This window comes from Streptomyces sp. NPDC059534 (genome assembly GCF_042743475.1).
Lineage (GTDB): Bacteria > Actinomycetota > Actinomycetes > Streptomycetales > Streptomycetaceae > Streptomyces.
This window is the reverse complement of the sequence record NZ_JBHWAQ010000017.1, coordinates 21228-42109: the sequence shown is the minus strand read 5'-3', so window position 1 is coordinate 42109 and position 20882 is coordinate 21228. Positions and strand designations below refer to the sequence as shown.

At 69.5% G+C, this 20882-nt stretch carries 25 protein-coding genes; 3 read left to right on the top strand and 22 right to left on the bottom strand.

The window, feature by feature from the left end:
• Window positions 1-28 precede the first annotated feature (28 nt).
• The 17 genes from ACFVZH_RS20680 to ACFVZH_RS20600 all read right to left on the bottom strand — a co-directional run bounded on the left by ACFVZH_RS20680 (window position 29) and on the right by ACFVZH_RS20600 (window position 10426).
• Window positions 29-2734: a DNA cytosine methyltransferase gene (locus ACFVZH_RS20680; RefSeq protein ID WP_384898908.1), complete on the bottom strand. Its 2706-nt coding sequence runs from the start codon at window positions 2732-2734 to the stop codon at window positions 29-31.
• Window positions 2734-3357, bottom strand: coding sequence for a helix-turn-helix domain-containing protein (locus tag ACFVZH_RS20675; RefSeq protein ID WP_384898906.1), 624 nt, complete (start codon window positions 3355-3357; stop codon window positions 2734-2736). Before ACFVZH_RS20675 ends, ACFVZH_RS20680 begins: the two co-directional genes overlap by 1 nt.
• The gene (locus tag ACFVZH_RS20670) at window positions 3354-3536 is read right to left on the bottom strand and encodes a hypothetical protein (protein WP_384898904.1); all 183 of its coding nucleotides are present in this window, start codon (window positions 3534-3536) and stop codon (window positions 3354-3356) included. Before ACFVZH_RS20670 ends, ACFVZH_RS20675 begins: the two co-directional genes overlap by 4 nt.
• A complete protein-coding gene (locus ACFVZH_RS20665) occupies window positions 3533-3871 on the bottom strand; it encodes a hypothetical protein (RefSeq protein WP_384898902.1) in 339 nt (112 codons plus the stop codon). Before ACFVZH_RS20665 ends, ACFVZH_RS20670 begins: the two co-directional genes overlap by 4 nt.
• Window positions 3872-3912: 41 nt before the next feature.
• A complete protein-coding gene (locus ACFVZH_RS20660) occupies window positions 3913-4731 on the bottom strand; it encodes a hypothetical protein (RefSeq protein ID WP_384898900.1) in 819 nt (272 codons plus the stop codon).
• Complete coding sequence (locus tag ACFVZH_RS20655) at window positions 4728-5585, bottom strand: PD-(D/E)XK nuclease-like domain-containing protein (protein WP_384898898.1); 858 nt, start codon at window positions 5583-5585, stop codon at window positions 4728-4730. The genes ACFVZH_RS20660 and ACFVZH_RS20655 overlap by 4 nt, the downstream gene beginning before the upstream one ends.
• Window positions 5586-5682: 97 nt before the next feature.
• Entirely contained in the window at window positions 5683-5925 is a 243-nt protein-coding gene (locus ACFVZH_RS20650; RefSeq protein ID WP_384898897.1) for a hypothetical protein, read from the bottom strand.
• A gap of 107 nt (window positions 5926-6032) precedes the next feature.
• Entirely contained in the window at window positions 6033-7208 is a 1176-nt protein-coding gene (locus ACFVZH_RS20645) for a hypothetical protein (RefSeq protein WP_384898895.1), read from the bottom strand.
• A gap of 113 nt (window positions 7209-7321) precedes the next feature.
• A complete protein-coding gene (locus ACFVZH_RS20640) occupies window positions 7322-7504 on the bottom strand; it encodes a hypothetical protein (RefSeq protein ID WP_384898893.1) in 183 nt (60 codons plus the stop codon).
• Complete coding sequence (locus ACFVZH_RS20635; protein WP_384898892.1) at window positions 7501-7779, bottom strand: hypothetical protein; 279 nt, start codon at window positions 7777-7779, stop codon at window positions 7501-7503. The genes ACFVZH_RS20640 and ACFVZH_RS20635 overlap by 4 nt, the downstream gene beginning before the upstream one ends.
• Before the next feature lie 85 nt (window positions 7780-7864).
• Window positions 7865-8599 carry a hypothetical protein gene (locus tag ACFVZH_RS20630; RefSeq protein WP_384898890.1) on the bottom strand — a complete coding sequence of 245 codons (735 nt, stop codon included), beginning with the start codon at window positions 8597-8599 and terminating at the stop codon, window positions 7865-7867.
• The gene (locus ACFVZH_RS20625; RefSeq protein WP_384898888.1) at window positions 8596-9141 is read right to left on the bottom strand and encodes a hypothetical protein; all 546 of its coding nucleotides are present in this window, start codon (window positions 9139-9141) and stop codon (window positions 8596-8598) included. Before ACFVZH_RS20625 ends, ACFVZH_RS20630 begins: the two co-directional genes overlap by 4 nt.
• Window positions 9138-9326, bottom strand: coding sequence for a hypothetical protein (locus ACFVZH_RS20620; protein WP_384898886.1), 189 nt, complete (start codon window positions 9324-9326; stop codon window positions 9138-9140). The genes ACFVZH_RS20625 and ACFVZH_RS20620 overlap by 4 nt, the downstream gene beginning before the upstream one ends.
• The gene (locus tag ACFVZH_RS20615; protein WP_384898885.1) at window positions 9323-9574 is read right to left on the bottom strand and encodes a hypothetical protein; all 252 of its coding nucleotides are present in this window, start codon (window positions 9572-9574) and stop codon (window positions 9323-9325) included. Before ACFVZH_RS20615 ends, ACFVZH_RS20620 begins: the two co-directional genes overlap by 4 nt.
• Window positions 9571-9777, bottom strand: coding sequence for a hypothetical protein (locus ACFVZH_RS20610; RefSeq protein ID WP_384898883.1), 207 nt, complete (start codon window positions 9775-9777; stop codon window positions 9571-9573). The genes ACFVZH_RS20615 and ACFVZH_RS20610 overlap by 4 nt, the downstream gene beginning before the upstream one ends.
• A gap of 99 nt (window positions 9778-9876) precedes the next feature.
• On the bottom strand, window positions 9877-10179 hold the full coding sequence (locus ACFVZH_RS20605; protein WP_384898881.1) for a hypothetical protein: 303 nt from the start codon (window positions 10177-10179) through the stop codon (window positions 9877-9879).
• Between the two features lies 1 nt (window position 10180).
• The gene (locus tag ACFVZH_RS20600) at window positions 10181-10426 is read right to left on the bottom strand and encodes a helix-turn-helix domain-containing protein (RefSeq protein ID WP_384898879.1); all 246 of its coding nucleotides are present in this window, start codon (window positions 10424-10426) and stop codon (window positions 10181-10183) included.
• 201 nt (window positions 10427-10627) lie between these two features.
• Here ACFVZH_RS20600 and ACFVZH_RS20595 point away from each other — a divergent pair, with 201 nt between their 5' ends.
• Both ACFVZH_RS20595 and xerC read left to right on the top strand, forming a co-directional pair.
• The gene (locus ACFVZH_RS20595; protein ID WP_384898878.1) at window positions 10628-11047 is read left to right on the top strand and encodes a hypothetical protein; all 420 of its coding nucleotides are present in this window, start codon (window positions 10628-10630) and stop codon (window positions 11045-11047) included.
• Between the two features lie 437 nt (window positions 11048-11484).
• The gene (gene xerC, locus ACFVZH_RS20590) at window positions 11485-12777 is read left to right on the top strand and encodes a tyrosine recombinase XerC (protein WP_384898876.1); all 1293 of its coding nucleotides are present in this window, start codon (window positions 11485-11487) and stop codon (window positions 12775-12777) included.
• 79 nt (window positions 12778-12856) lie between these two features.
• Here xerC and ACFVZH_RS20585 read toward each other — a convergent pair whose 3' ends face one another.
• From ACFVZH_RS20585 to ACFVZH_RS20575, 3 genes are all read right to left on the bottom strand, one after another.
• Window positions 12857-14806, bottom strand: coding sequence for an RICIN domain-containing protein (locus ACFVZH_RS20585; protein WP_384898874.1), 1950 nt, complete (start codon window positions 14804-14806; stop codon window positions 12857-12859).
• 179 nt (window positions 14807-14985) lie between these two features.
• Entirely contained in the window at window positions 14986-16350 is a 1365-nt protein-coding gene (locus ACFVZH_RS20580) for a ricin-type beta-trefoil lectin domain protein (protein ID WP_384898873.1), read from the bottom strand.
• 464 nt (window positions 16351-16814) lie between these two features.
• Window positions 16815-18278 (bottom strand): MFS transporter, encoded by a 1464-nt coding sequence (locus ACFVZH_RS20575; RefSeq protein ID WP_384898871.1) that lies wholly within the window; start codon window positions 18276-18278, stop codon window positions 16815-16817.
• A gap of 65 nt (window positions 18279-18343) precedes the next feature.
• On the opposite strand from ACFVZH_RS20575, the gene ACFVZH_RS20570 reads away from it, so the two are divergent.
• Complete coding sequence (locus tag ACFVZH_RS20570) at window positions 18344-19132, top strand: ArsR/SmtB family transcription factor (protein ID WP_384898869.1); 789 nt, start codon at window positions 18344-18346, stop codon at window positions 19130-19132.
• Window positions 19133-19160: 28 nt separating this feature from the next.
• Here ACFVZH_RS20570 and ACFVZH_RS20565 read toward each other — a convergent pair whose 3' ends face one another.
• Together ACFVZH_RS20565 and ACFVZH_RS20560 are read right to left on the bottom strand one after the other, a co-directional pair.
• On the bottom strand, window positions 19161-19940 hold the full coding sequence (locus tag ACFVZH_RS20565; protein WP_384898867.1) for a hypothetical protein: 780 nt from the start codon (window positions 19938-19940) through the stop codon (window positions 19161-19163).
• A gap of 139 nt (window positions 19941-20079) precedes the next feature.
• Window positions 20080-20877 (bottom strand): alpha/beta fold hydrolase, encoded by a 798-nt coding sequence (locus tag ACFVZH_RS20560; RefSeq protein WP_384898866.1) that lies wholly within the window; start codon window positions 20875-20877, stop codon window positions 20080-20082.
• Between the last annotated feature and the right edge of the window lie 5 nt (window positions 20878-20882).

Here is a 20882-nt window from a genome sequence, read left to right as displayed (position 1 = left end):
AGGCGTCTTCTCTCTGGCTGGTGGGTGGCTAGGCGGCGGCCGCGAAGGCGGGCTCGGCGTGCCTGTCGATCTGCTCGCCGGTGACGGCTTCGACGAGGGCGCAGACGAGGATCTCGGCGGCGTTCGGCGTGACGGCATTGCCGTACTGGCGGACCTTGTCGCGCTTGTTCCCGAGGACGATGTAGTCGTCGCTGAAGCTCATGGCCCGGCCGATCTCGTGGGGCTCGAGCATTCGGAAGAGAACGTCGTCGACCTGAATCTCGCCCCGGACCAGGGCGTACCGGTCGCGGGTCGTGAGCGCACCGATCGGCTCGTTCACGGATCGGGGTGCGCCGTTGCCGTAGTAGGGGACGAGCATGTGCTCCCAGGTGAGGAGCGACTGGTGGCCGGCCGTGGTCATGGTCCGGAACGGCTCCGCTGGCGTGGTGCAGTGCTCGCCGCCGTCGCCCTTGCTGCCGTTGTTGCGCATCACCATGGCTGCCGGGGCGACGAGCCCGTGGTGGTTGCCGGAGGCGGTTACGGTGGCGAGGGACTCGGACACGGACCGTGCGACTGACCCGCCACCGCGAAGCTCGGCAATGAACGGCAGCCAGGCGAGGCCCGTCTCGTTCCGGGTCGTCATGGCCCGAAGCGGACCGTGCGCGGAGGCAGCGTTCTTCCCCTCCCGTCCCTCGACGGGGACCATCAGCGGCGGCACCATCAGCGCGTCGTTCTCCCGCGTGGTGCGCGCTGGCATCGGCTCCGCCACGGATACGGCCGCGTCTCGCCACGTGCCGCCGGCGGGCACCATCATCGGCACCGGACGGGCGAACTTCTTCAGCCCTGCCTCGATGCGGGCGATCGTCTTGTCGGCGAGGGGCTTGGACCGGTCGCCGATCCGCTGACCGGGGATGGACCAGTCGATCGCGGCCGCAGCTGGCAGCGCTTCGGGCTCGACGATCTGGTTGCGGCATGAGGTGTTCGGGCACCGGTACACGTACTGGGACTTGTAGCGGCCCATGTCGCGCTTCGGGTCCTTGAACACCTGCATCGCCTGTACGTGCCGGTCGCAGCCCGAGCACCAAGCCCGGGGCCGAAGCCACTTGTCCCAGTCGGGGGTCCGGCCGAGGGACTCGTGCCAGTAGCCGACGTACAGCCGGTCGCGGGACTGCGGTGCCCGGTGCACAGACCGCGGGTCGGCGTGCATGCTGTTGAGGGCAATGATTCGGGTTCGGTAGCCGAGCTTGTGGATCTCACCGATCCAGCGGTCCCACTGGTCCCAGGCGCGGACGTCGGTGACGTTCTCGACGATCCCGGCCTTGACGAGTCCGCCGCGCTCGATGACGCCGCGCAGGTACAGCGGGACCTCCTCCATGAGGGCCCGGGACTCTTCCTCGGCGGACGGCTCGTCGTCCTCATCGGTGGTGGCGAGGAGGTCGAGGAGGCTGCCCTGCATGGCGCCGGCGAAGTCCCGCTTCTTGCCCTTGGCGACGGACCAGTTCGTGCACTCCGGGGAGGCCCAGAAGATGTCGGTCACAGGCCAGTCCCAGACGGGTGCCTTGCGGATGTCCCCCTGGTAGTGGCTGGTCGTGGGGAAGTTCGCGGCGTGGGACTCGATGGCGAGCTTCCAGTGGTTCGCGGCGCGTTCGACGCGGACACCGGGCACGGCGTGGACGCCCTGGCTGGATCCGCCGGCGCCACAGTTCCCGGTCCAGTGGACCAGGCCGTTACGGCGGCACAGCCACGTTCCATGCTCCACCGTGGGGCACCACACGACTCCGGTGTAGGTGGTCCATTCGGCGACCGCCTGCCGCAAGGGCTTGGCGGTGACCCGCTCCAGGAGCGAGACCCGCCACATCGGGTAGCCGGTGCCCTTGTGCTGCATCTCCCACCGGTGGATAGACGTTGCCCGGCCGGCCAGGATGGCGGCGAACTGGAACGCCTCAGCACGGTCCTTCCGGTTCTGCGACAGGGACGAGTCGCGCGCACCGTTCCTGACCCGGGTCGTCCCGTCGGCGAGCATCGACGACTCCACCAGGAGGTCAAGCTGCGCGGAGGTGAGCTTGAGCAGCCAGGCGGGGTCGAGGACGTGGTCGGGGGCAGCGGCGAGAATGGGTGCGGCTGCCGCGACATTGAGGCGCCAGTACCTGGTGCCCTCATAGTCCGCGACGTTCCACGCCGGCTGTCCAACGCGGCGGCCGGCTCGGCCCATGGGCGGCCCGTAGAGCGCGGTCAGCGCCTTCTCGATCCGCTCGCACTTCCCGGGGTTGACCGACGGCGACTGCGACAGGTGCAGTCCACCGTTCGCGCGGTAGCTGCCCTCGGTCCACGCCCACCCGACGAGCTCGACCAGCGCGTCATCGTGCAGGCTGCGCTCGGGCAGCTCGAAGGGCGCGCTTCGGACGACCGACGACTCGAGGTTGAGCTGGTCGGAGGTGCGGATCTGCCACTGCTTCTGGCGTCCGGACAGAGTCCCGACGCGCTGCTGGACGGGCCAGCGGTGGCCGACGGTCACCAGAGCGGAGAGAGCCTTGCCCTCGATCTTCAGCATCTTCTCGTCGACCAGGTCGAAGATGTTCATCCGCTGGATCGGCACCCAGCGCGCCACTCCGTCGACGGTGCTGAGGCTGGCGACCAGGTCCCCCTCCGCGATCTGGTCGTAGCGGCGCCACCCACGAGCGGTGAAGATCTCGGTCTCGGTGTCGGTGCAAAACCAGTCCATGACGGTGAGAGCGTCGTTGTCGTGGAGGGCCATCAGGCGGCTTCCTTTCGGGGCTCGGGGTTGCGGAGCAGCTCCTGCTGAAGGTGGTTCCGGGTGATGTCGATGGGCGCTTCGGCGGTCTGCCGCTCGGCGCGTCGGCGTGTGAGCTCGCGGGTGTGCTCGGTGTTGGCAGCGCGGCAGGCATCGCAGAAGGGGGTGCCCTTACGGCTGTGGCGCTTGTAGCCGGCGCGGGTTCCGCAGCGGGCGGGCTCTCGCGGCTTCCGGGGCGGTCGGGGCGCTGCTTCCCGCTGTCGTGCCTGCTGGCGGTAGTGCCGGTCGCACAGGCCGCGCGCTTTCACGATGTCGTCGCATTCGTCTGCGCGGCATGCGCTGGATCCGCCGATGCCGTGCTCGAACTTCCAGCGTGCGATCTGCCGCTTGTCGACGCCGACCACCTGCGCGGTAGCGGCTTCGGTCCAGCCGGCCCGCACGAGGAGGAGAGCCGCGGTGAGGCGTTCTTCGGCGGTGAGCGTGGGCCTTGGGGTGTCGCCGGTGATGGCGCGTTCGATGGCGATCCAGTCGATGTCGCCGGTAGTCGTCGTGTCGGTGGGGAGAGGGGGTCGGGCGTTGATGCCGACGGCTCGCGTGGCCAGCAGGGGCCGGAGTGCTGCGGTCATCGGTCTTCCTCCTTCCGGGGCTGGTGAGCGGGGATTTGCCAGAGGGCCTGGCAGAGTTCGAGGGATTCGACGGCTTCGCGCATGCGCCGGGTGGCCCGCCAGTCGTCGAGGTCGGCGAGGATCCGGAGGGCGGCGAGCTTTCGCCAGCAGTCCGCCTCCCGGCGCTCCCGGGACGTCATGCCGCGGCTCGTCGGGCTGCGGCGGTGCCCTTCCAGGTGCGGACCCCGGAGTGGTTCACCGTGGGGCGGCTGCTGCAGGCCCAACCGGCGGTGCGGATGTAGCCCTCGTCCCGGAGGAGGGTCATCAGCCGGCCCCAGTGGTGGGCGGAGTCCGGTGGTTCGGGCAGCTTGTGCTCGTCGGCGATCTCGAAGCAGGTGAAGGTGCGCCCAGCCGCGGCGGCCGCTATGTACTGGGGCCAGACCTGGGCGAGCCACGTCTCGTAGTCCTCGGCGCGCTGGCGGCGGGCGGACTGCTCGGGGACGGTGCCGTCGAGCGCGGGCTGGATGGGGAGCATGGCGGTGTCCTTCCGGGTTGGCGACTTCTGGGTTGGCGGGGCTACTGCGGGGTGCTGCCGGTGCCGCGGCTCTTGATCTCGGCGGCGGTGATCCGGGCCTGCGGGAACTCCTCCTCGACGGAGATCTCCCTGCGCTGGATCGACTTGTGGGTGATCAGGAGCTGGGCGATGTCGGCCCCGGTCCACTGCTGGCGCTTGCGGCCGAGCTTCTGCTCAAGCCGGTCTTCGGTGACGCCGAGCTGCTTGAAGACGCCGACGGCTCCTTCGATGCGCTGCTCGAGCGGCTTGCCGTCACCCTTGTGGAGGGTCTCCCGGCAGAGGTCCTCGGCTTCCTCGATGAACCAGTCGGGGATGACCGCGAAGATCGCCTCGCGGAGCCGGCGGGCACCGTTGTTGGCGTTGTTCTCGTAGATGTCGCGGAGGTCGATGAGCGCCTCGACCTTGCCCTTGGCGAACTTGGCGTGGGGGACGATGAAGGTGAGGACGTGCCGGGTGTTCGCCTCGACGTCCCAGGCCCATGCCTGCATTTCGGACTGGCGGTACTCGTCGTCGCGGCGCATCTCGCTGACGCCGTACTGGATGTTGCCCCAGGTCTGGGCGAGGGTCTTGGCGAGGTGGATGGTCGAGCCCTCGACGGCGCCGCCGGCCCGGGGGAACCGGTAGAACGCCTTGCCGGCGAGAGCCATCGAGCCGCAGGCGGACTGCATGGCGTTGCGGGAGCGGCCGACCTCGCGGGGGAACTGGCGGGCGACGTAGATGGCGGCCTGGACTTCGGCGACGGCGCGGGACTGCTCGACGGCGGTTCCCTGCCCGATGCGGTCGGCGCTGGGAGCGGCAGGGGTCTGGGCGGGGAAGTTCACAGGTAGGTCTCCTTGTCGCGGATGGCGGACCAGGCGGGCAGCGAGACGTAGTTGGGCTCGTCGCCGTAGCCGGGCCAGACGCCGGTCTCGGTGCACTCGGCCCAGAGCTCGATCGCCCGACGGTTCTTGTTCCGGGCGATGAGCCGGTCCTCGAACGGGATGCCGACCACGTTGATCAGGTAGGGCGGCTTCTTCTCCTGGGCGATGAGGAGCAGTTCGGCGTCCTCGCCGCCGAGGCCGAAGGCGCGGGCGGCGTCCTCGTACCAGTCGGCCTGCATGTGGTAGCCGTACTTGGCGATGGACCTGGCCATGGCGTCGTCGCTGGCGTCTTCGCAAGTCTTGAAGTCGGGGATGATCAGGCGGCCGGCGTGGATGGACGGCAGCCAGTCGAAGCGGACGCGGCGCCGGATCCCGGTGGGGCCGTCGAGCCAGAAGCCGGACTGCTCGGGCGCCCCGTGGGCCGGGTCGAGGAGCGCGGCGGCGAGAGGGTTGGCTCGGAGCGCCTCGCCCATCGCCTTGATCATGTCGAGTTCGTGGCGCTTGAGCGGGATCCCGCCGGCGTCCCGGATCGCGGCGACTTCGCTGCGGATGGCGTCGGTGTTCCACAGGTCGTGGTCGACGAGGACGAGCTCGGGGCCGTTGCCGAGGACTTCCTTGTGGGCGGCGTTGCCGTAGTCGAAGGTCTTGGTTGCGGGCTGGGGGTGGTCCTGCTCGTGGCGGAACTTGGCGGGGCAGGACGGCGGCAGGAGCTTCCGGGCGCCGGACGACGACAGGCTTGTCTTGTCGGCGTGGTAGGCGTCGTTGGACAGATCGGTGTGCAGGCCCAGCGCGGGAGCCCCTGCCGCCGCGGTCACTGCTGGCCGTCCTGGGCTTCGGCGCAGCCTTCGCAGCGCGTGCCGGTGTCGGTGCGGACGAACGGGCCGTCGATGTCGCCGCAGCGGGTGCAGGTGATCACGCGGCCACCTCGCCGCTGGTCGCGATGGCCGTGAGGTTGGCGACGCCGTCGGGGTCGTACTGGATCGCGGCGACGGCGGCCACGTAGTCGGGGAAGCCGAGGGCGAGCTTGTCGCGGTTGGCCGGGTCGGCCATGTCGATGCTCTTGATGATCTGCTCGGTGAAGCTGCCGGCCTGGCAGCCGCCGCGGCCGTAGTGGAAGAGGACGTGGTTCGCGACTTCCGGGGTGATGCTGTCCATCTGGGGCTCCTGAGGGTGTGAGGTGCCAGCCGCCCCGCGCTGGGGGCTTGGGGCGGCTGGCTGGCGCGGAGCTGGGGGGAGGCTCGACGCGCCGGTCTGTGGTGGGGTTACGCCTTGGCCGTCTCGGGCTTCACGGCGGTCCACTGCTCGGCCTGCTCGTCGTAGATGACGTGCGGGTTGTCGTCGACGCGGAAGCCGACGCCTGCGCACTTGGCCGCGTTGAGGCCCGTCGCAAGGCGCTCGGCCCACTCCGGTGCCTGCTTCTCCCGATGGGCAGCCACGGCGTTCCTGTGCTCGTTCTCCCACTGCTGAGGGTCGTGGCCAGCCTGCTCGGCCGTGTCCCAGGCCCACTCGCCGATCTCGCCGGAGTCGAGCTGCTCGGCCGTGTCCTCGACGACCCGGCGTGCGGCCCGGGGGTCGACCTGGTGGAGAGCGTCGAGGTAGCGGAACGCGATCCAGTTGGCGACGGCGACACGGATGTACGCGAACCACAGGTCGCCGTCGGCGTGGTAGTCGACGTCGTGCAGGTCCCACGTGGCCCGCAGCACTTCGCGCAGGCTCTCTTCACCCGCCGCTGGGACGGTACGGACCGCGCCGGTGGCGGGCTGGTCCGCCTCGGGCATGGCCGTGGCCATGTCGATGCCCTTCCCGCCGGCGGAGAGCGACCAGCCCCACAGTTCGCGGGCCTTCTCGAACGTCTCGATGCTGATGGGACTCAGCCCGGAGTAGCGGGCGGGCATCATGGCGCCGATGAAGTCCTCAGCGACCAGGAGTGCAGCCTTCTCGTCGGCTGTCACGCGGACCCGGAGGAAGCCCTCGGCGCTACCGAACCGGGCAAGCTTGTCGCTGTCGAAGGCCGGGAACAGCCTCTCCTCGACGGCGTGCTCGGTGATGGTGCGGAAGAGGCCGCGCCAGTCCGGGAACTCCAGGCTGGGGTCGACCGTGACGCTGAAGGTGGCCTGCTTGGAGCTGAAGGTGGCCACGTTGTCGGCGACCTGGATGGTGATGTCGATGCCGCCCTTGTGGCCAGCTGTCCACTCGCGCAGCGCTTTCAGGCTGGTGCCGGGGATGGTGCAGGCCCACGGCTCCTGGGCGGTGTCGTCGTGGCTGAGCTGGTATCGGGCGGCGGCGAGCGTGTACCGGTCGGAGGCGACGGCGTAGAGGTAGCGGCCGTCGACGTCGAGGCGGATGCCGTGGAGCGGCTTGATTGTCTCGTCGCCGATGTGGCCGATGGTCTTGTTGATGAGGAGGCCCAGCTGGTGGGCGTTGATGCTGATGCTCACGGTTCTCCTTCTGGGATGCTTGGGGTGCGCCCCGTCGAATTCGCCTCGACGGGGCGTCCTGCTGGGTTGTGGCGCCGGGCCGGCGGGTCGGTTCACCGCGGGGCCCGGCGAGTTCAGGCGGCGGCGCGGGGGCCGGTGATGGGGAGGAGCATCTGCGCCTGGTAGCTGGCGGAGACCTCGGGGAAGTCGTGCTTGGCGACGAGGTGGTCGGTCATGTCCTCGACCGCGGCCCGGTTGGCGGTGACGTAGACGTGGTGCTGGCAGTTGGGCGCCGGGCAGCGGAGGTAGGCGGTCACGCTGCGGCCTGCTTCCGGTGCTCGCAGGTCCCCTTGATGCAGGGGGCCGCCTGCTCGTCCCACTGCTTGCGGGTGACGAGCCGGATCGTCCAGCCGGCCTTCAGCTCCCGGTCACGGTCACGCTGCCGCGGGGTGAAGTCCTTGTGGGCCTCGGTCGGGCTGATGGCGGTGTCACCATGGCTGCTGCTGTAGACGCAGCCGGCCGGGTTGGCTCGGACCCAGAAGCACTGGGCGAGCGGGAGGACCTCGTCGTCGATCTGAACCATGAGCTTCACGTGCGCTCCTTCCAGAGGCGGTGGCCGAGGGCCAGGAAGGCGAGGGATGCGACGCCGGTCGCGGCGAGCTGGAGCCAGGCGCGGGTCACGAGACGGTCGCCTTGCGGGCCGCGTCGTGTTGGGTGACAGCCCAGGCGATCGCGTGGCACTGCCAGACGTAGTGGTAGTCGAGGGAGCGGATGCTCCAGTCGCACCAGACGTCGCCGAAGTCGAAGCCTTCGGTGCGGCGGGACCTGGCGTTGTGGGTCTTGCCGTTCTCTCGCTCGTGGCGGATCGCCCACATGACACCCCGGTCGCGGGTGCCGTCATCCTCGGTGGTGCCGCACGAGCACTCCCAGCGCTCCTTCACGCCGTACTCGAACTCGCTTACGACCCGCGTGGCGTTGCCTTCGTCGTCGAGGTACCCGCTCTGCAGGACGTCCTCGGTGACGGCCTTGCCGACGCCGCGCGGGGCCCAGCCCTCGCGGATCGCTTCCCGGGTGTACTCCCGGATCCGTGCTTCAAGGAGACTGCGGTCGTACTCGGCGACCGAGTCCCGGCCGTTGACCAGCATCCGGGCCCAGTGGTCCGGGTTCACCCGGCCACGGAACGCGTCGAGCATGTCCTCGCGGTCGGCGGCATAGTGCGCGAAGTGAAACGAGCCGTGACTGCCGGCGACGACCAGGTTGTGGGGCCAGGTGACCACTTCGATGACGGTCATGCTGGTCTTCGGGGCAGCGAACCGCAGGTAGCGAAGGGGGCCATCCTCGCGCTGAGAGGTGATCTTGTGGTTCGGGACGTCGCTGGCGAAGTGCCCGGCGACATTGTCGTAGTCGGTCACGCCGACGCTCCTTCGGTGATGATGTCGACGTGGCTGAGGCAGATCCCGCCGGCGTAGCCCTCGACGGAGACGACGGGCTCGCCGTGGCCGAGGGTCCAAGCCGGAGTGCGGGTGACCGTGTCGAGACGTTCGGTGGGGTCCGTCTCCGCGCCGTAGACGCAGCCCGCCTCCCGGCGCTCCTGGAACTTCAGGGCGATCGGGTCGTCGGGGCGGACGCCCGGGTAGGCGATGACGCGGGTGCCAACGGAGTACCTGGCGTTGAAGTCATCGGCGGCCTGCTGGCCCTTCCGCTTCTCCTCGTCCTTCTTCGCCTTGAGCTCGGCGGCCCTCGCCTGGTGCTTGGCCTCGATCTCGTCCCGGTGCTGGGCGATGATCTGTCGGGCGTCGTCGAGGGTGACGCCGGCGTCGAGGAGCGGCTGGCAGGGCCAGTCGATCGAGTAGTCCCAGGCGTCGTCGGGGGTGCAGTGGAGGCAGTAGAAGCCGCCGAAGATGAGCTCGTCCCAGTCGTGGAGCTGCAGGAGGTCGTCTCGGGAAGTGCTCATCGGGTGCCTCCGGTGTAGTCGCGACCGCGGAGGTCGTCGTCGATGTCGAGGAACGCGTGCCACTGGTCCCAGTGGTCGCCGTCGGGCTGCGGGTTGGCGGCGAGGGCGTGCGCGCGGATGTCGGCGATCTGCTGCTCGAGGTCGGCCTGCGTGACGTCCAGGCGGGCGATGTCGGCGGCGGTCATCGGGCACCGTCCACGACGAGCAGCGGGCTGTAGGCAGCGAGCACCTTGTTTGCGCGGGCCAGGCGGGCGAGCATGTCTTCGCGGTCGGCACGGTCCTCGGCCCAGGCCAGCGGGCGATAGGCCCGCAGCTCACGCTCGGCGCCCTCCGCGACCGTCATGGCCTGGCGAACCGGCTCGGGCACGGAGTCGAGGACGAGGAGCGCCACCTTCATCGGCATCGGGACGGGCGTCAGGGGCAGGGTGATCACGCCGCCACCTCCGTCCAGACCGTGGAGGGGAGCTGCCGGCTGTACACGAGGGCCTCGGGGCTCACCTTGGCGGCGGCCTTCGCGATGGCCTTCCGGCTCCGGCCGATCTGGACGATCAGCGCGTTGGGGCCGAGGACGTCCTCGAAGGGGATGGCGACACCGAACTCGACGATGTCGTCGGGGGACTGGGATACTCGGGACACGGGGTCCTCACTCTCTCTCGCAGCTGTGTGCGGTGGAGGGGTGGATCTCGAAGGGCCGGCCGTCGGGCTCTGACCTCCGGCGGCGGCCCGCAAAGCCGACTAAGCGGCGAGGGGCGTGAGCGGCTTGCGGCCCAGGCCCTGGCGGCCCCGGCGGGGGGCGATGCTCCGGGCGGGTTCGACCAGGCTGTCTTCGAGCAGGGCCTGCCTGTCGGCCTTGGTGGTCACCACCGTCCGGCCCGGCTTGCGCTTCAGGCCGAGGCTCTTGAGCCGGCGGCGCACGGTCTTGACGCTGCAGCTGAGGACGAATGCCGTCTCCTGGACGGTCATGACCTCGGCGTTCAGGTCCTTCGGCTCCTGCGGCGTCTCGTACTTCTGGTAGCGCTCGTACCTGTCACCAGGCATGTCACTCCTTGTCCTTCTCTCCCCTGTCCGGGAAGGGCTGGGCTTGCTCGGCTGCTTCGAGAGCTGCGAACAGGCGCTTGTGGCGGGCCGGGCGCATGCGGGTGCGGGACCCGGTTTCCAGGTGGCTGAGGTACGACCGGCTTATGCGGGCGGCCGTGGCGAGATCGTCGATTTCGAGACCTGCATCCATGCGCCGTTTGCGCAGTTCCGGCCCGTCCACCGGGATGGTGGTTGGGGCTTGGTGCATGCCTTGAAGGTAGACCTAGTTACACCTTCATGTCCAGCACTAGTTGGACCCTCGACGCCCCGAGTTGGACATCGAGTGTCACCAACTTGGCCCCCGGCAGGTCGCGTGGCCGCTTAACGGCGCCTTAGGGGAGGGTCAAGATTTGCGCCACAGTCGACCCTGGTCCTGGCTGGCCCTAGCTGGCCCTGTCACTATGAGGACATGGCACCCCGTGACCTCGACGCCCTCGCGAAGGCCGTCAAGAAGCGCCGCATCGAGCTCGGCCTCGGCTACAAGATCGCGGCCAAACAGGCCGGCATCTCACCCAGCACATGGAAGCGAATCGAGATCGCCGAGCCGGTCCGCGAACTCAGCTACGCGAAGGTCGACCCTGTCCTGAAGTGGGCACCCGGCAGCTGCACTGCAGTGCTGGAGGGAAGGACCGCGGTCCCCGTCGCCCCTCTGGAGGGTGACCCGAGTGTCTCGATCTCGCCGGTCCCCCCCGAGGCGCTGGCCGCCGCCAAGGATGTCGTGCAACTTGCAGCCATCGCGACCACTAGCGGCCTGACCGCCGATGAGATCCGGTCGCTCAGCGAGCGAGTCGTCGCCGACCTCAAGGAGAAAGGGCTACTCGGCGGTTGAAACTCAGTCTTTAGTCGTACAACCATTTCGCCTGGTCAGATGCTGATAAAAATGGCCACTCAAGTTCGGCCACTAGTAGTACCGAATTCCACTTTTCATGGCAGGCTCGGCGCACACCCTCGAAGGCTCCCGCAACAACCCGACAGGGGGAGCCATGCTGCAACAGGACGCGCTCATCGTCGACTACGGGCCGGTCTTCCATGGAACGGCTCTCAAGACCGACACCGGGATCGTCTGCGTCATCCCTCGTCAACTCCATCCCCACAGCGAAGCCGGTAACGCCTTGCGGGAGTTGGTCCAGGGTCTAGGAGGAAACTGTGGCCAGTGCGACGGCTGCCCGTTGGGCCGTCAGGACTGAGATCATGGGAACGCGGAGGCCCGGCAGGTTGGGGAACCGGCCGGGCGCCGCGGCCTCCGGCCACGTTGAGGGGAGCACCATGCCTGGTATCGATCAGCACGTCCACATCGAATGGCGCGGCGGCACCTGCCGCGTGAAGTGGTGGTGTGGCGAGCTCCTGCCCAATGGCCGCAAGCGCTACGAGTCCAAGGGCGGGTTCACCGACGAGGACGAAGCGTTCCGGCACGGCCAGGACAAGCTCTACGAGATCCGGCACGGCACGAACGTCTCGAACCGGGACGGCGCCACCATGTTCAATGAGTGGGTGGCCGACTGGCTGGCGTCGGTCGACGTGAAGCCGATCACTGAACGCAACTACAAGTCCATGGCGAGCCGCCACATCGAGCCGTTCTTCAAGCATGTGGCCGTCGGCGACGTGGACGTCCTCACCTACAGGGCCTTCAAGAAGCACATCCTCGGAAAGCTCGGCCCCAGCTCCGCCCGCAACGTGCTGATGCTTCTCGGGATGATGCTCGACGATGCTGTGCCGCGGCTGATCAAGACGTCGCCTGTCGAGCGCACCCGGCGGCGCGGCACGTACAAGAAGAAGCCGCGGGAGCGGAAGCGCGATGTACCCCTCGCTGCCGTCGAGCAGCTGGCCCAGAACATGCGCGCGCTCCTGGGGCAGTCCGGGTATGTCTTCGTCTGGACGATGGCGATGACGGGCATGAGGCCGGCCGAACTTTATGGACTGCGGCGGGAGTACTGCTACCCGTACTGGCCTGCGGCCGACCCGCGCGAGGACCCGGACGAGGAGGACCGGTACGAGGAGGACGCCGAGCGTTACGGCAAGGCGCCGACGCACATGCCGGCGATTCGTGTGCAGCAGCAGGTGCAATCCCCTGAGGGCGGGCTCCGGTTCTTCCCTCCCAAGTACGACAGCTACCGGTCGCTGGTGGTGCCGCCGTTCCTCGCGGAGATGCTGGAGGATCTGCTGGAGTCGCACGACAGCCCCTGGGTGTTCCCTGCGCTGGGCGGCGGGAGTCTGGGCGCGGCAAGTCTCAACCGGCGTTACTGGCGTCCGTCTGCGGACGGGAGCGAGGGGCGGGACGGCCCTGGGGTGCGCCGGCCGAGGCCGAAGCTAGAGGAGGTGCCGGGCTGGAAGGGCAAGCGCCTGTATCTCCTGCGGCACGCGCACAAGGCGTGGCTGGACGAGGACGGGATCCACAGCCGGTTCGCCATCGAGCGCCGCATGGGGCATGAAGTGCAGGGCGTGGAGGGCCTGTACAGCAGCGTCACCGTGCCCATGGAGCAGAACATCGCGAACGCTCTGCAAGTACGCTGGGAGAAGTTCACTGCGGGCCGGGACGACAAGGACGACGAGATGTCTTGATCATCTCCCACTTGTTTCCCAGTCAAGGGGCAACAGGGGAGTCCGCCCCAGGTCAGGGCCAGATAGGGCCTTTGAACCACTACTTCTGGTAGAAGTACGTCCGTCCCCGGTTGCCGTTCCAGATCGTCTGGTGCTTCTGGTAGTGCTCGACGAACAGGCCGTACATGGTGACGTCGTCGCCGTTGACGAGCAGGCCCGTGTCGGCGGTGTTCACGGTCCAGCCCACCCCGGAACCGTGGTCCGCGCGCCAGACCCAGAGGTGGTCGCCGATGACGTGGTCGCTGTTGACGACGAGGCTGGTGGTGGCCTTGCCCACGCCCGCGCCGCCGACGCGGAAGTACACGTCGTGGAGCGAGGTCGGGTTCGCCGCGTGGGACGCGGACGACCCGGTGGGGCCGAGTTCCAGCAGGGTCTGCGAGTTGAGGGTCCCGGCGTCGAAGAGGACGCCGGCGATCTTCACCCCGTCGACGTCGGCGACGGTCATCGCCGTGATGCCGTTGTCGGGGACGAAGGTCGCGAGACCGAGACCGAGGACCACGGTGTCCGGGCGGGTCACCCGCAGGGTCTGGTTCAGGTGGTACACCCCGGGGGTGACGAGCAGGTCCTTGCCCTCGGCGAGGGCGGCGTTGATCTGGGCCGCCGTCGCGCCCGGCTTCACGACGAAGAAGCGCTCGATGCCGAGCTGCGTCCCGGCGGGGGTCCCGCCGGCCGCCCAGCTCGTGCCGGTCGAGTCGGTGCGCGGGGCGGGCACGACGACCTTGTACGCGCCGCTGGCGTCCACGGTGAGGTAGGGCTTCTCCCGTACGACGGGGGAGCGGTCCACCGTCGTGTACGGCGGGTTCGGGAAGCTCGTCCCGGGGACGCCCTGGCTGCCGACGAAGACCATGTTCCAGTTCGACCCCGTCCAGGAACCGAGCTGAGAGTTCCGGGTCAACCACTGCTGCTGGGTGCCGGACCGCACCTGGCCGTCGACCTTGGAGTCGGCCATGAAGCCGCCGCTGGACCAGCCGCCGTCGCTCAGCTCCAGGTTGCCGCGCACGTGCATCCGGCGGTACGCCGAGGCTTGCGAGACGGCCCAGCGGTCGGTGCCGCCGGTGGGGGTGACGGAGAGGTTCTCGGCGCCGCGCCAGAAGTTCTGGGTCGCGTTCTGCGGCGGGAACCAGTCGGCCTCCACGTGCACGGCGCCGTTGATCGTCACGGAGTCGGGCGACGCGCCGAGGCCGATGACCTGGGTGTAGAAGCCGACGTTGACATCGTTGTTGTACGTGCCGGGCTTGAAGAGGACGGCGTACCGGTCCTGGCCGAACTGATTGGTCTCCTGCCGCTGGAAGATGGTGTTCAGGCGGCTCTGGACGGTCGCCGAGGGCATCGAAGGGTCGAGGACGACGACGTTCGGGCCGAGGTCGACGTCGCCCGGCGTGGTGCTGACCGGAGTGATCCGGAAGCGCTGGGCGGCCGTCCCGTTGCAGGTGTACTGGACGAGCTGAACGCTGTCTGCGGTGGACGCGGCGGGCACGTCGAGGCACTTGCCGCTGTTGCGGTTGACGAGGCGGAAGCTCCCGTCCCCCTCGTCGACGGCCCGCCACTGCTGGTTGAGGCCACCGCCGTACGTCCACAGGTGGACGCGGGCGTTGTCGGCGGTGGAGACGTCGCTGACGTCGACGACCTGGGCCGGGTCGTTCCGGCTGCCGATCCTGACATGGCCGTCCGAGGTCGGCGCGACGTTCCACTGCTGCGCGGTGGTGCCGTTGCACGCGTACTGCTGGACGGCCGTGCCGTTGGCGGTCGCGGCGGCGCGGGCGTCGAGGCACTTGCCGCTGCCCGCGTTGACGACGGTGACCGTGCCGGTGGGGACCTCGGCGGCGACCGCCGAGGGCGCGGCGGAGGAGGCGGGGGAGAGGGCGACAAGGGCCGACGACAGGGCGGCGCCCGCGACGAGGACTGCTCCCAGGCGACGGGGACGTGAGCGGGCGCGGGCGGGGCGCCGGGGTGCGGCGCTCCCGGGGTGGACGGCGGGCGGGGCGGACATGCGGGCTCCTGACGGGTGGGGGAGAGGGAGACGTGCGGGGCTGCTGCCCAACGGCGGTAGCAGCGGTACCGGCGATACCGGCGGTACCGGGACGCCGGGCGTACCGGGATGCCCTGGTGCGGCGAGCGCGAGGGCTCCGGGGGCGGGTACGCGGGCGCCGGGGGCGCGGGGGCCGCAGGTCAGCCGTTGTAGGCCGCGAGGATCCGGGTGAACTCCCATGCCTGCTGCCCGACGCCGGAGCAGGTGTCGGCGCCGCCGCCGGAGCACGGACGGTCGCGGTTGACGGACCAGAAGGTCAGCCGGGCGAGGTGACGCTGCTGCGCGTAGGCGAGGATCGTGCGGAAGTCGGCCTGGGCGATGGTCTCGCCCACGTCCGTGACGCCGTTCATCGAGGAGATGCCGGTGTGGCGGTATGCCTGGTCGTCGGTGTAGCCGTACGCGTTCTTCACGGCGGTCTTGAGCCCCTCGGCCGCGCGGACGGTGAGGGTCCCCATGTTCTGTCCGTTGCCGCCGAAGTTGAACGGCATGATGGTCCAGCTGTCGACCGTGAGACCCGCCGCGGTGGCGCGGTTGATGAGGCCGGTGTCGGGGCCGTTCTGGCCGGTGCCGAAGGTGACGTACACCTTCAGGCCGGGGTTGGCGGCCTTGACCGTCCTCAGGGCGTCCACGGTGCGCTGCTGGACGGTGGGGCTGTCGTACGCGGCGGCCTCGATGTCGATGTCGATGGCCTTCAGCCCGTACGCGTTGATGACCTTCTGGTACGCGGCGGCGAGCTCACCGGCGCTGGAGCAGGAGCTCTCCAGCTTGTTGCCGCTCCATCCTCCGAAGGAGGGGATGACGTCGCCGCCGGCCGCACGGACGGTGTTGACCGTCTGCTGATCGACGCCGCCGAGGAGCGGACGGCCGCCGTCCCACTGAGGGTTGCAGTAGCCGTTGCTGAGGACGAAGGCGAGGGTGAACCACTTGACCCCGGTGGCGTTCATGACCGTCGTCGGGCTCGGCGGGCTGCCCCAGCCGTTGTAGAGGTAGGGCGCCACGGCCATGGAACCGCCGGGCGCGGGCGCGGTCCCGCCGGCCGGGGGCGCCGTCCACTTCTGGTTCGCCGCGCCGGTACAGGTCCAGATCTGCAGCCGGGTGCCGTTGGCCGAGCTGTTCCCGGTGGCGTCCAGACACTTGTCCGCCTGCGGGTTGACGATGTCGCGGGCCGCGGTCACCGTCCATCGCTGCGCCGCGGAGCCGTTGCACTCCCAGAGCTGAACGGTCGTGCCGTTGGCCGTTCCGCCCGAGGTGACGTCCAGACACTTGCCGAGGGCCTTGATCGTGCCGTCGGCGCCCACGTCCCAGTTCTGGGCGGCGGTGTCGTTGCAGTCGTAGATCTGGACGGCGGTGCCGTTGGCCGGGTTGGCCCCCGCCACGTCGACGCACTTGCCACCGATTCCGGTGATCCGGCCGGCGGCGGCCTCGGCGGGTGAGGTGGCGACGGTGAGACCGCCGGCGGCGAGTGCGAGGGCCGCCAGGGTGAGTGGCAGGCGGTTTCTATGCATGGGGGTCCTCTCGGGTGGGGGGCGGTTCGTCGGTGAGACGTGATGCCGGAGGAGCGCTGATGGGAAAGCAGCGGCGTTCATGGACATGAACGTCAGTCGACTTTCTGAGCGATGAAAGTAAAGGTCTGAACCAGACACGTCAAGACTCCGAGCATTCAGACCTTGAACGCACAATGCCGCTACTCGGTAAGGGAGTTGATAATTGCTGAGTCTTGAGGTGAAGTCTTGACGGCAAATGTGTGCCAGCTTGAGTCAGGTCTTGTCGAGCCGGATGATGGACCACCGGTCAGGCTCTCGGGGCGCGTCGTCCACGGACGGGAACGAACGACCTCCGGGGTCGTGAGCCCGGCCCGTCAAGGCGGGGCCGGTGGCAGCCGCGCGTATCGGACCGGCTGTCCCGTCTGGCGTTTCCCGATCCGACCGTCGCGGCCGGCTTCGGTGCCGGCATCAGCCCTGGGGCAGCGTCACCCGGCCAGGGCCGCGTCGGCACGCCTCTTGGCGACCGTGGCGAGCACCGATGCCAGCAGGAACGCCACCGCGGCGATGACCGCCGACATGTGCAGCCCGCCGATCATGCCGCCCGTCGCGCCGATGAGCGTGCCGAAGAGGGCCACGCCCATCGCGCTGCCCACCTGACGGGACACGTTGAACACCGCTGACGCCGTGCCGGCCTTCTCCGCCGGGCTCGCCTCCATGACGGCCACGGTCGCCGCGACCACGGTGACCGGCGTCGCGAGTCCCGTCGCCATGAGCGCGAAGAGCAGTACGGGATAAGGGGTGTCGGGACCGGCGGCCAGCCAGCCCAGGAATCCGACGCTCCCGAGCAGCAGTGCCCCGGCCATGGGCAGGTACGGACCGCTGCGGGCCGTCAGGCGACTCGACAGCGGTGCCGCGAGGAAGCCCATGCAGACCGACGGCAGCAGGGCGACCCCGGTGCTCAGCGCGCTGAGGTGGCGCTCCTGCTGGAAGTACAGCGTGGCGACGAAGAGCAGCCCGTAGTAGCCGAAGCTGAGCAGCAGGCCGATGAGGTTCGTCGCCGTGAGCCTGATCTCACGGAAGAGCGACAGCGGCAGCAGCGGTCGCCTGCCCTCCGGCCGTACCGCCGCGCCTCTCTCCAGACGCAGTTCGACGGCGACGAACGCGGCCAGGCACAGCACGCCCCCCGCGAGGAGCGCCGACACCTCCGTCGAGAACCAGCCCGAGGACCCCGCCTCGTTGAGCGCTCCGGTCACGCTGAGCAACCCGAGTACGCCGAGGAGCAGACCTGCCGGATCCATCCGGCCAGGCCGGGTCGTCCGCCCCGGGGCCGGTACGTGGCGCAGGGTCAGCAGCGCCGCCACCGCGGCCACGGGCAGGTTCACCCAGAACACCGCACGCCAGTCGAATTCCGCGACGAGCAGCCCGCCGACCGCGGGTCCGGCACCGAAGGCGACCGCCGAGACGAGCCCCCAGTGGCCGACCGCCCGAGCACGCTGGGCCCGATCGGGGTAGGCCGCCTGCAACAGGGCGAACGACGCGGGAACGAGCAGCGCGGCCCCGGCGCCCTGAGCCGACCTGCCGGCGATCAGGACTCCCGTCGAGGGCGCCAGCGCGCAGCCCACAGAGGCGGCGGCGAAGCCCCCCAGCCCCGTGAGGAACAGCGTCCGGTGCCCGAAGCGGTCACCGAGCCCGCCGCCGAGCAGCAGCAGCCCGGCGAAGAAGGCGCTGTATCCGTCGACGATCCACTGCAGGTCCGACGGACCGGCGCCGAGTGAACCCTGGACGGCGGGCACGGCCACGTTCACGACCGTGACGTCGAGCATCACCAGGAAGTACCCGAGGCTCAGGGCGATGAGCGGCGGAAGGGAGAGCGGAGGGTGGTCGGGCGGCGCGTCGGCGCAGGCGCCGGGTCCGCGTGCGGGGGAGACCGAGGGATCCGTGGACGTCATGCGATCGAGTCTCAGGGCGTAACGTTTCGCTGCCTGTCAAAGTGTTGCCCGACTACGCTCGCCGCATGGCAAGGACGACGACCGGTCGACGCCGGGACCAGGACCAGGTGCACCATCAGCCCGACATCGCCCGGGCCGCGCATCTGATCGCCGATCCTTCCCGCGCCCGGATGCTGAAGGCGCTCGGCGACGGCCGCGCCCTGGCCGCCGGCCTGCTCGCCGTCGAGGCGGGTGTGAGCGCCGCGACGGCGAGCGTCCATCTGGGCAAGCTCGTCGAGGCGCGACTGGTCACCATGGAAAGCGCCGGCCGATGCCGCCTCTATCGCTTGGCCAACCCCGACGTGAGCCTCGCCCTGGAGGCGCTCGCCGTCATCGCGCCGCCCCTCCCGGTCACTTCACTGCGCGAGAGCAGCACCGCCGGCGCCCTGCGCCGCTCCCGCACGTGTTACGACCATCTCGCCGGCCGACTCGGCGTGAGCCTTCTGGAGTCCCTGATCAGAGGCGGTCTACTGGCCGGGCACGACGGCAGCCACAGCCCCGGGAAGTCGGTGCGCGACGGCGCGTCCGGATACGGGCACGACGTCGACTACCACCTCACCGACACCGGCCGGGACACGTTGACCCGGTTCGGCATCGACCTGGACCGGCTGCCAACCCGCCGGCCCCCACTCCGCTACTGCGTGGACTGGAGCGAACAGCGACACCACCTCGCGGGCGCGGTGGGTGCCGCGCTCACCGCGCGCCTCTTCGAGTTGCGCTGGCTGCGTTACGGCTCCAGCCCCCGGGTCGTCCATGTGACCGACGACGGCACCGACGGCCTGGCCGACACCTTCGGTCTGCGGCCGGCGGACTGACCGGCACACACCGTCCGACGGCGCTCCTTCACTCGCGCACGCGGTAGTTCATGAACCAGTGGGTGTCGAAGTAGCGATTCATCGTGAACGGGTGCTCGGGATCCAGGAGGATGCGGCAGACGAACTCCGCGGTCGGACAGTCGAACGAGACGAGTTCACCGTCGAACGTCTGAACAGCGACGGGCCAGCGGTCGGGGTCGCCTTCGTCGGTCTGCCAGCAGTACAGGTTCTCGTGCTCGGTGCCTGCCCAGATGAGCAGACCGTCCTCCTTGAAGTGTGTCCACGGCTCCTGGTTCAGGCTGAGGTACCCGTCGAAGGCACCTTCCCCGAACGTCTCCACCATGCGTTTGTAGTCGCTGGGAAACCCCGTACCCACACGCGCCTCGACCTGCGCCCAGTCGATGTCCGGCCGCTCCGGGAGATAGGTCCAGCCGGTGACTCCGACAAGGCGCTCGAACCCGTCGTCATCCTGGCCGGCCACCCCCACCGACGGAACCTGGACGGTCCGCGGCGCGATCGCCAGCACCGGAAAGACGTCCCCGTGGGCATCCCGCGCGGTCCCCGCGCCGATCCACTGCCCTCCGTACGCCCATGCCCGTATCGTCTCGCTCCGCCCGTCGAGAACGGCGAGGAGACCCCCTCCACGAGACTCGTCCACACCCGTGTCCGCACAGCCGTCCAGGACCAGGACCCGCGGTGCCCCGTGACGGTCGGCCAGTCTCTCGACGAGCACCTGCGGGTCAAGGTCTTGCGACAGATACACAAACCCGCTCGGTTCGGTGAGCCGGTCCATCAGGTCGTTGAGCATCGCATGCGTGAACTCCATGGAGGACAGCGAAGCGCACACCACTGACATCCGGTGGATCCGACCTCGAAAGCAACCGTCCCCAGAGCGCCGGTCCGATCAGTGCTTGAGCGAGGAGTGCGATGCGGACCCTGGCTCCGGCTCAGGCGTGCGCCTGGCAGAAGTCGCGCACGGCTCGGTTGAACTCCTCGGGCTGCTCCAGGTTGCTCATGTGTCCCGCGTCGGGAATCACGACCAGTTCGGCGCCCGGGATGGCGTCGTGGAACTGTCGCGCTACGGTCAGTGGCGAGCGCACGTCTTGCTCGCCCCACAGCAGGAGGGTGGGCACAGCGACGGTGGGAAGCAGCGGCCGCTGGTCTGTTTCGGCCATGAGGGACAGCTGCGTCCGCAGGGTCCTCGGGCGTACGCCGGTAGCCATCGCCTCCAGCAGCGGTGCGTATGCGGCGGGCGGCGCGCCGGCGAACAGCCCGGGCAGGGTCGGATCGAACGCATGGGGCGGCGCGGCCAGCATCCTGCGCGTGCCCTCGACACGGGCCCGCACCTCCTCGGCCGGTAGGGAGCCCTTCCAGCCCGCGTAGGTGTCGACGAGGATCAGTGTGCTCACGAGGTCCGCGTGGTGGCGGTAGAACTCCAGAGCGAGAGTGCCGCCCCAGGACAGACCGACGATGTGGGCGGGACCGAGCCGGAGCGATGCCACGACCGCGGCGAGACAATGGGCGTAGTCCGCGAGGCCGAAGGACGGGGGAAGATCGGAGGAGCGACCCGCTCCCGGCTCGTCCCAGGCCACCAGGGTGAACGCGTCCGCCAGCGCGTCAAGTTGCGGCCGCCATGTCCGGGCGTCGTCCGCCGCACCGTGGAGGAAGACCACGGGTGGCCCTTCGCCGACGCGGTCGTATGCGACGTCCAGCCCGTTGACCTGCACCGTCGACATGACCTGCATGACTT

What these genes read in the sequence shown, in the direction of transcription:
- ACFVZH_RS20670 (WP_384898904.1), bottom strand. Translation starts at nt 3,536, where the DNA reads ATGACGTCCCGGGAGCGCCGGGAGGCGGACTGCTGGCGAAAGCTCGCC.
- ACFVZH_RS20595 (WP_384898878.1), top strand. Translation starts at nt 10,628, where the DNA reads ATGGCACCCCGTGACCTCGACGCCCTCGCGAAGGCCGTCAAGAAGCGC.
- ACFVZH_RS20680 (WP_384898908.1), bottom strand. Translation starts at nt 2,734, where the DNA reads ATGGCCCTCCACGACAACGACGCTCTCACCGTCATGGACTGGTTTTGC.
- ACFVZH_RS20580 (WP_384898873.1), bottom strand. Translation starts at nt 16,350, where the DNA reads ATGCATAGAAACCGCCTGCCACTCACCCTGGCGGCCCTCGCACTCGCC.
- ACFVZH_RS20620 (WP_384898886.1), bottom strand. Translation starts at nt 9,326, where the DNA reads ATGACCGCCGCCGACATCGCCCGCCTGGACGTCACGCAGGCCGACCTC.
- ACFVZH_RS20625 (WP_384898888.1), bottom strand. Translation starts at nt 9,141, where the DNA reads ATGAGCACTTCCCGAGACGACCTCCTGCAGCTCCACGACTGGGACGAG.
- ACFVZH_RS20560 (WP_384898866.1), bottom strand. Translation starts at nt 20,877, where the DNA reads ATGCAGGTCATGTCGACGGTGCAGGTCAACGGGCTGGACGTCGCATAC.
- ACFVZH_RS20675 (WP_384898906.1), bottom strand. Translation starts at nt 3,357, where the DNA reads ATGACCGCAGCACTCCGGCCCCTGCTGGCCACGCGAGCCGTCGGCATC.
- xerC (WP_384898876.1), top strand. Translation starts at nt 11,485, where the DNA reads ATGCCTGGTATCGATCAGCACGTCCACATCGAATGGCGCGGCGGCACC.
- ACFVZH_RS20565 (WP_384898867.1), bottom strand. Translation starts at nt 19,940, where the DNA reads ATGCTCAACGACCTGATGGACCGGCTCACCGAACCGAGCGGGTTTGTG.
- ACFVZH_RS20650 (WP_384898897.1), bottom strand. Translation starts at nt 5,925, where the DNA reads ATGGACAGCATCACCCCGGAAGTCGCGAACCACGTCCTCTTCCACTAC.
- ACFVZH_RS20575 (WP_384898871.1), bottom strand. Translation starts at nt 18,278, where the DNA reads ATGACGTCCACGGATCCCTCGGTCTCCCCCGCACGCGGACCCGGCGCC.
- ACFVZH_RS20600 (WP_384898879.1), bottom strand. Translation starts at nt 10,426, where the DNA reads ATGCACCAAGCCCCAACCACCATCCCGGTGGACGGGCCGGAACTGCGC.
- ACFVZH_RS20585 (WP_384898874.1), bottom strand. Translation starts at nt 14,806, where the DNA reads ATGTCCGCCCCGCCCGCCGTCCACCCCGGGAGCGCCGCACCCCGGCGC.
- ACFVZH_RS20570 (WP_384898869.1), top strand. Translation starts at nt 18,344, where the DNA reads ATGGCAAGGACGACGACCGGTCGACGCCGGGACCAGGACCAGGTGCAC.
- ACFVZH_RS20605 (WP_384898881.1), bottom strand. Translation starts at nt 10,179, where the DNA reads ATGCCTGGTGACAGGTACGAGCGCTACCAGAAGTACGAGACGCCGCAG.
- ACFVZH_RS20665 (WP_384898902.1), bottom strand. Translation starts at nt 3,871, where the DNA reads ATGCTCCCCATCCAGCCCGCGCTCGACGGCACCGTCCCCGAGCAGTCC.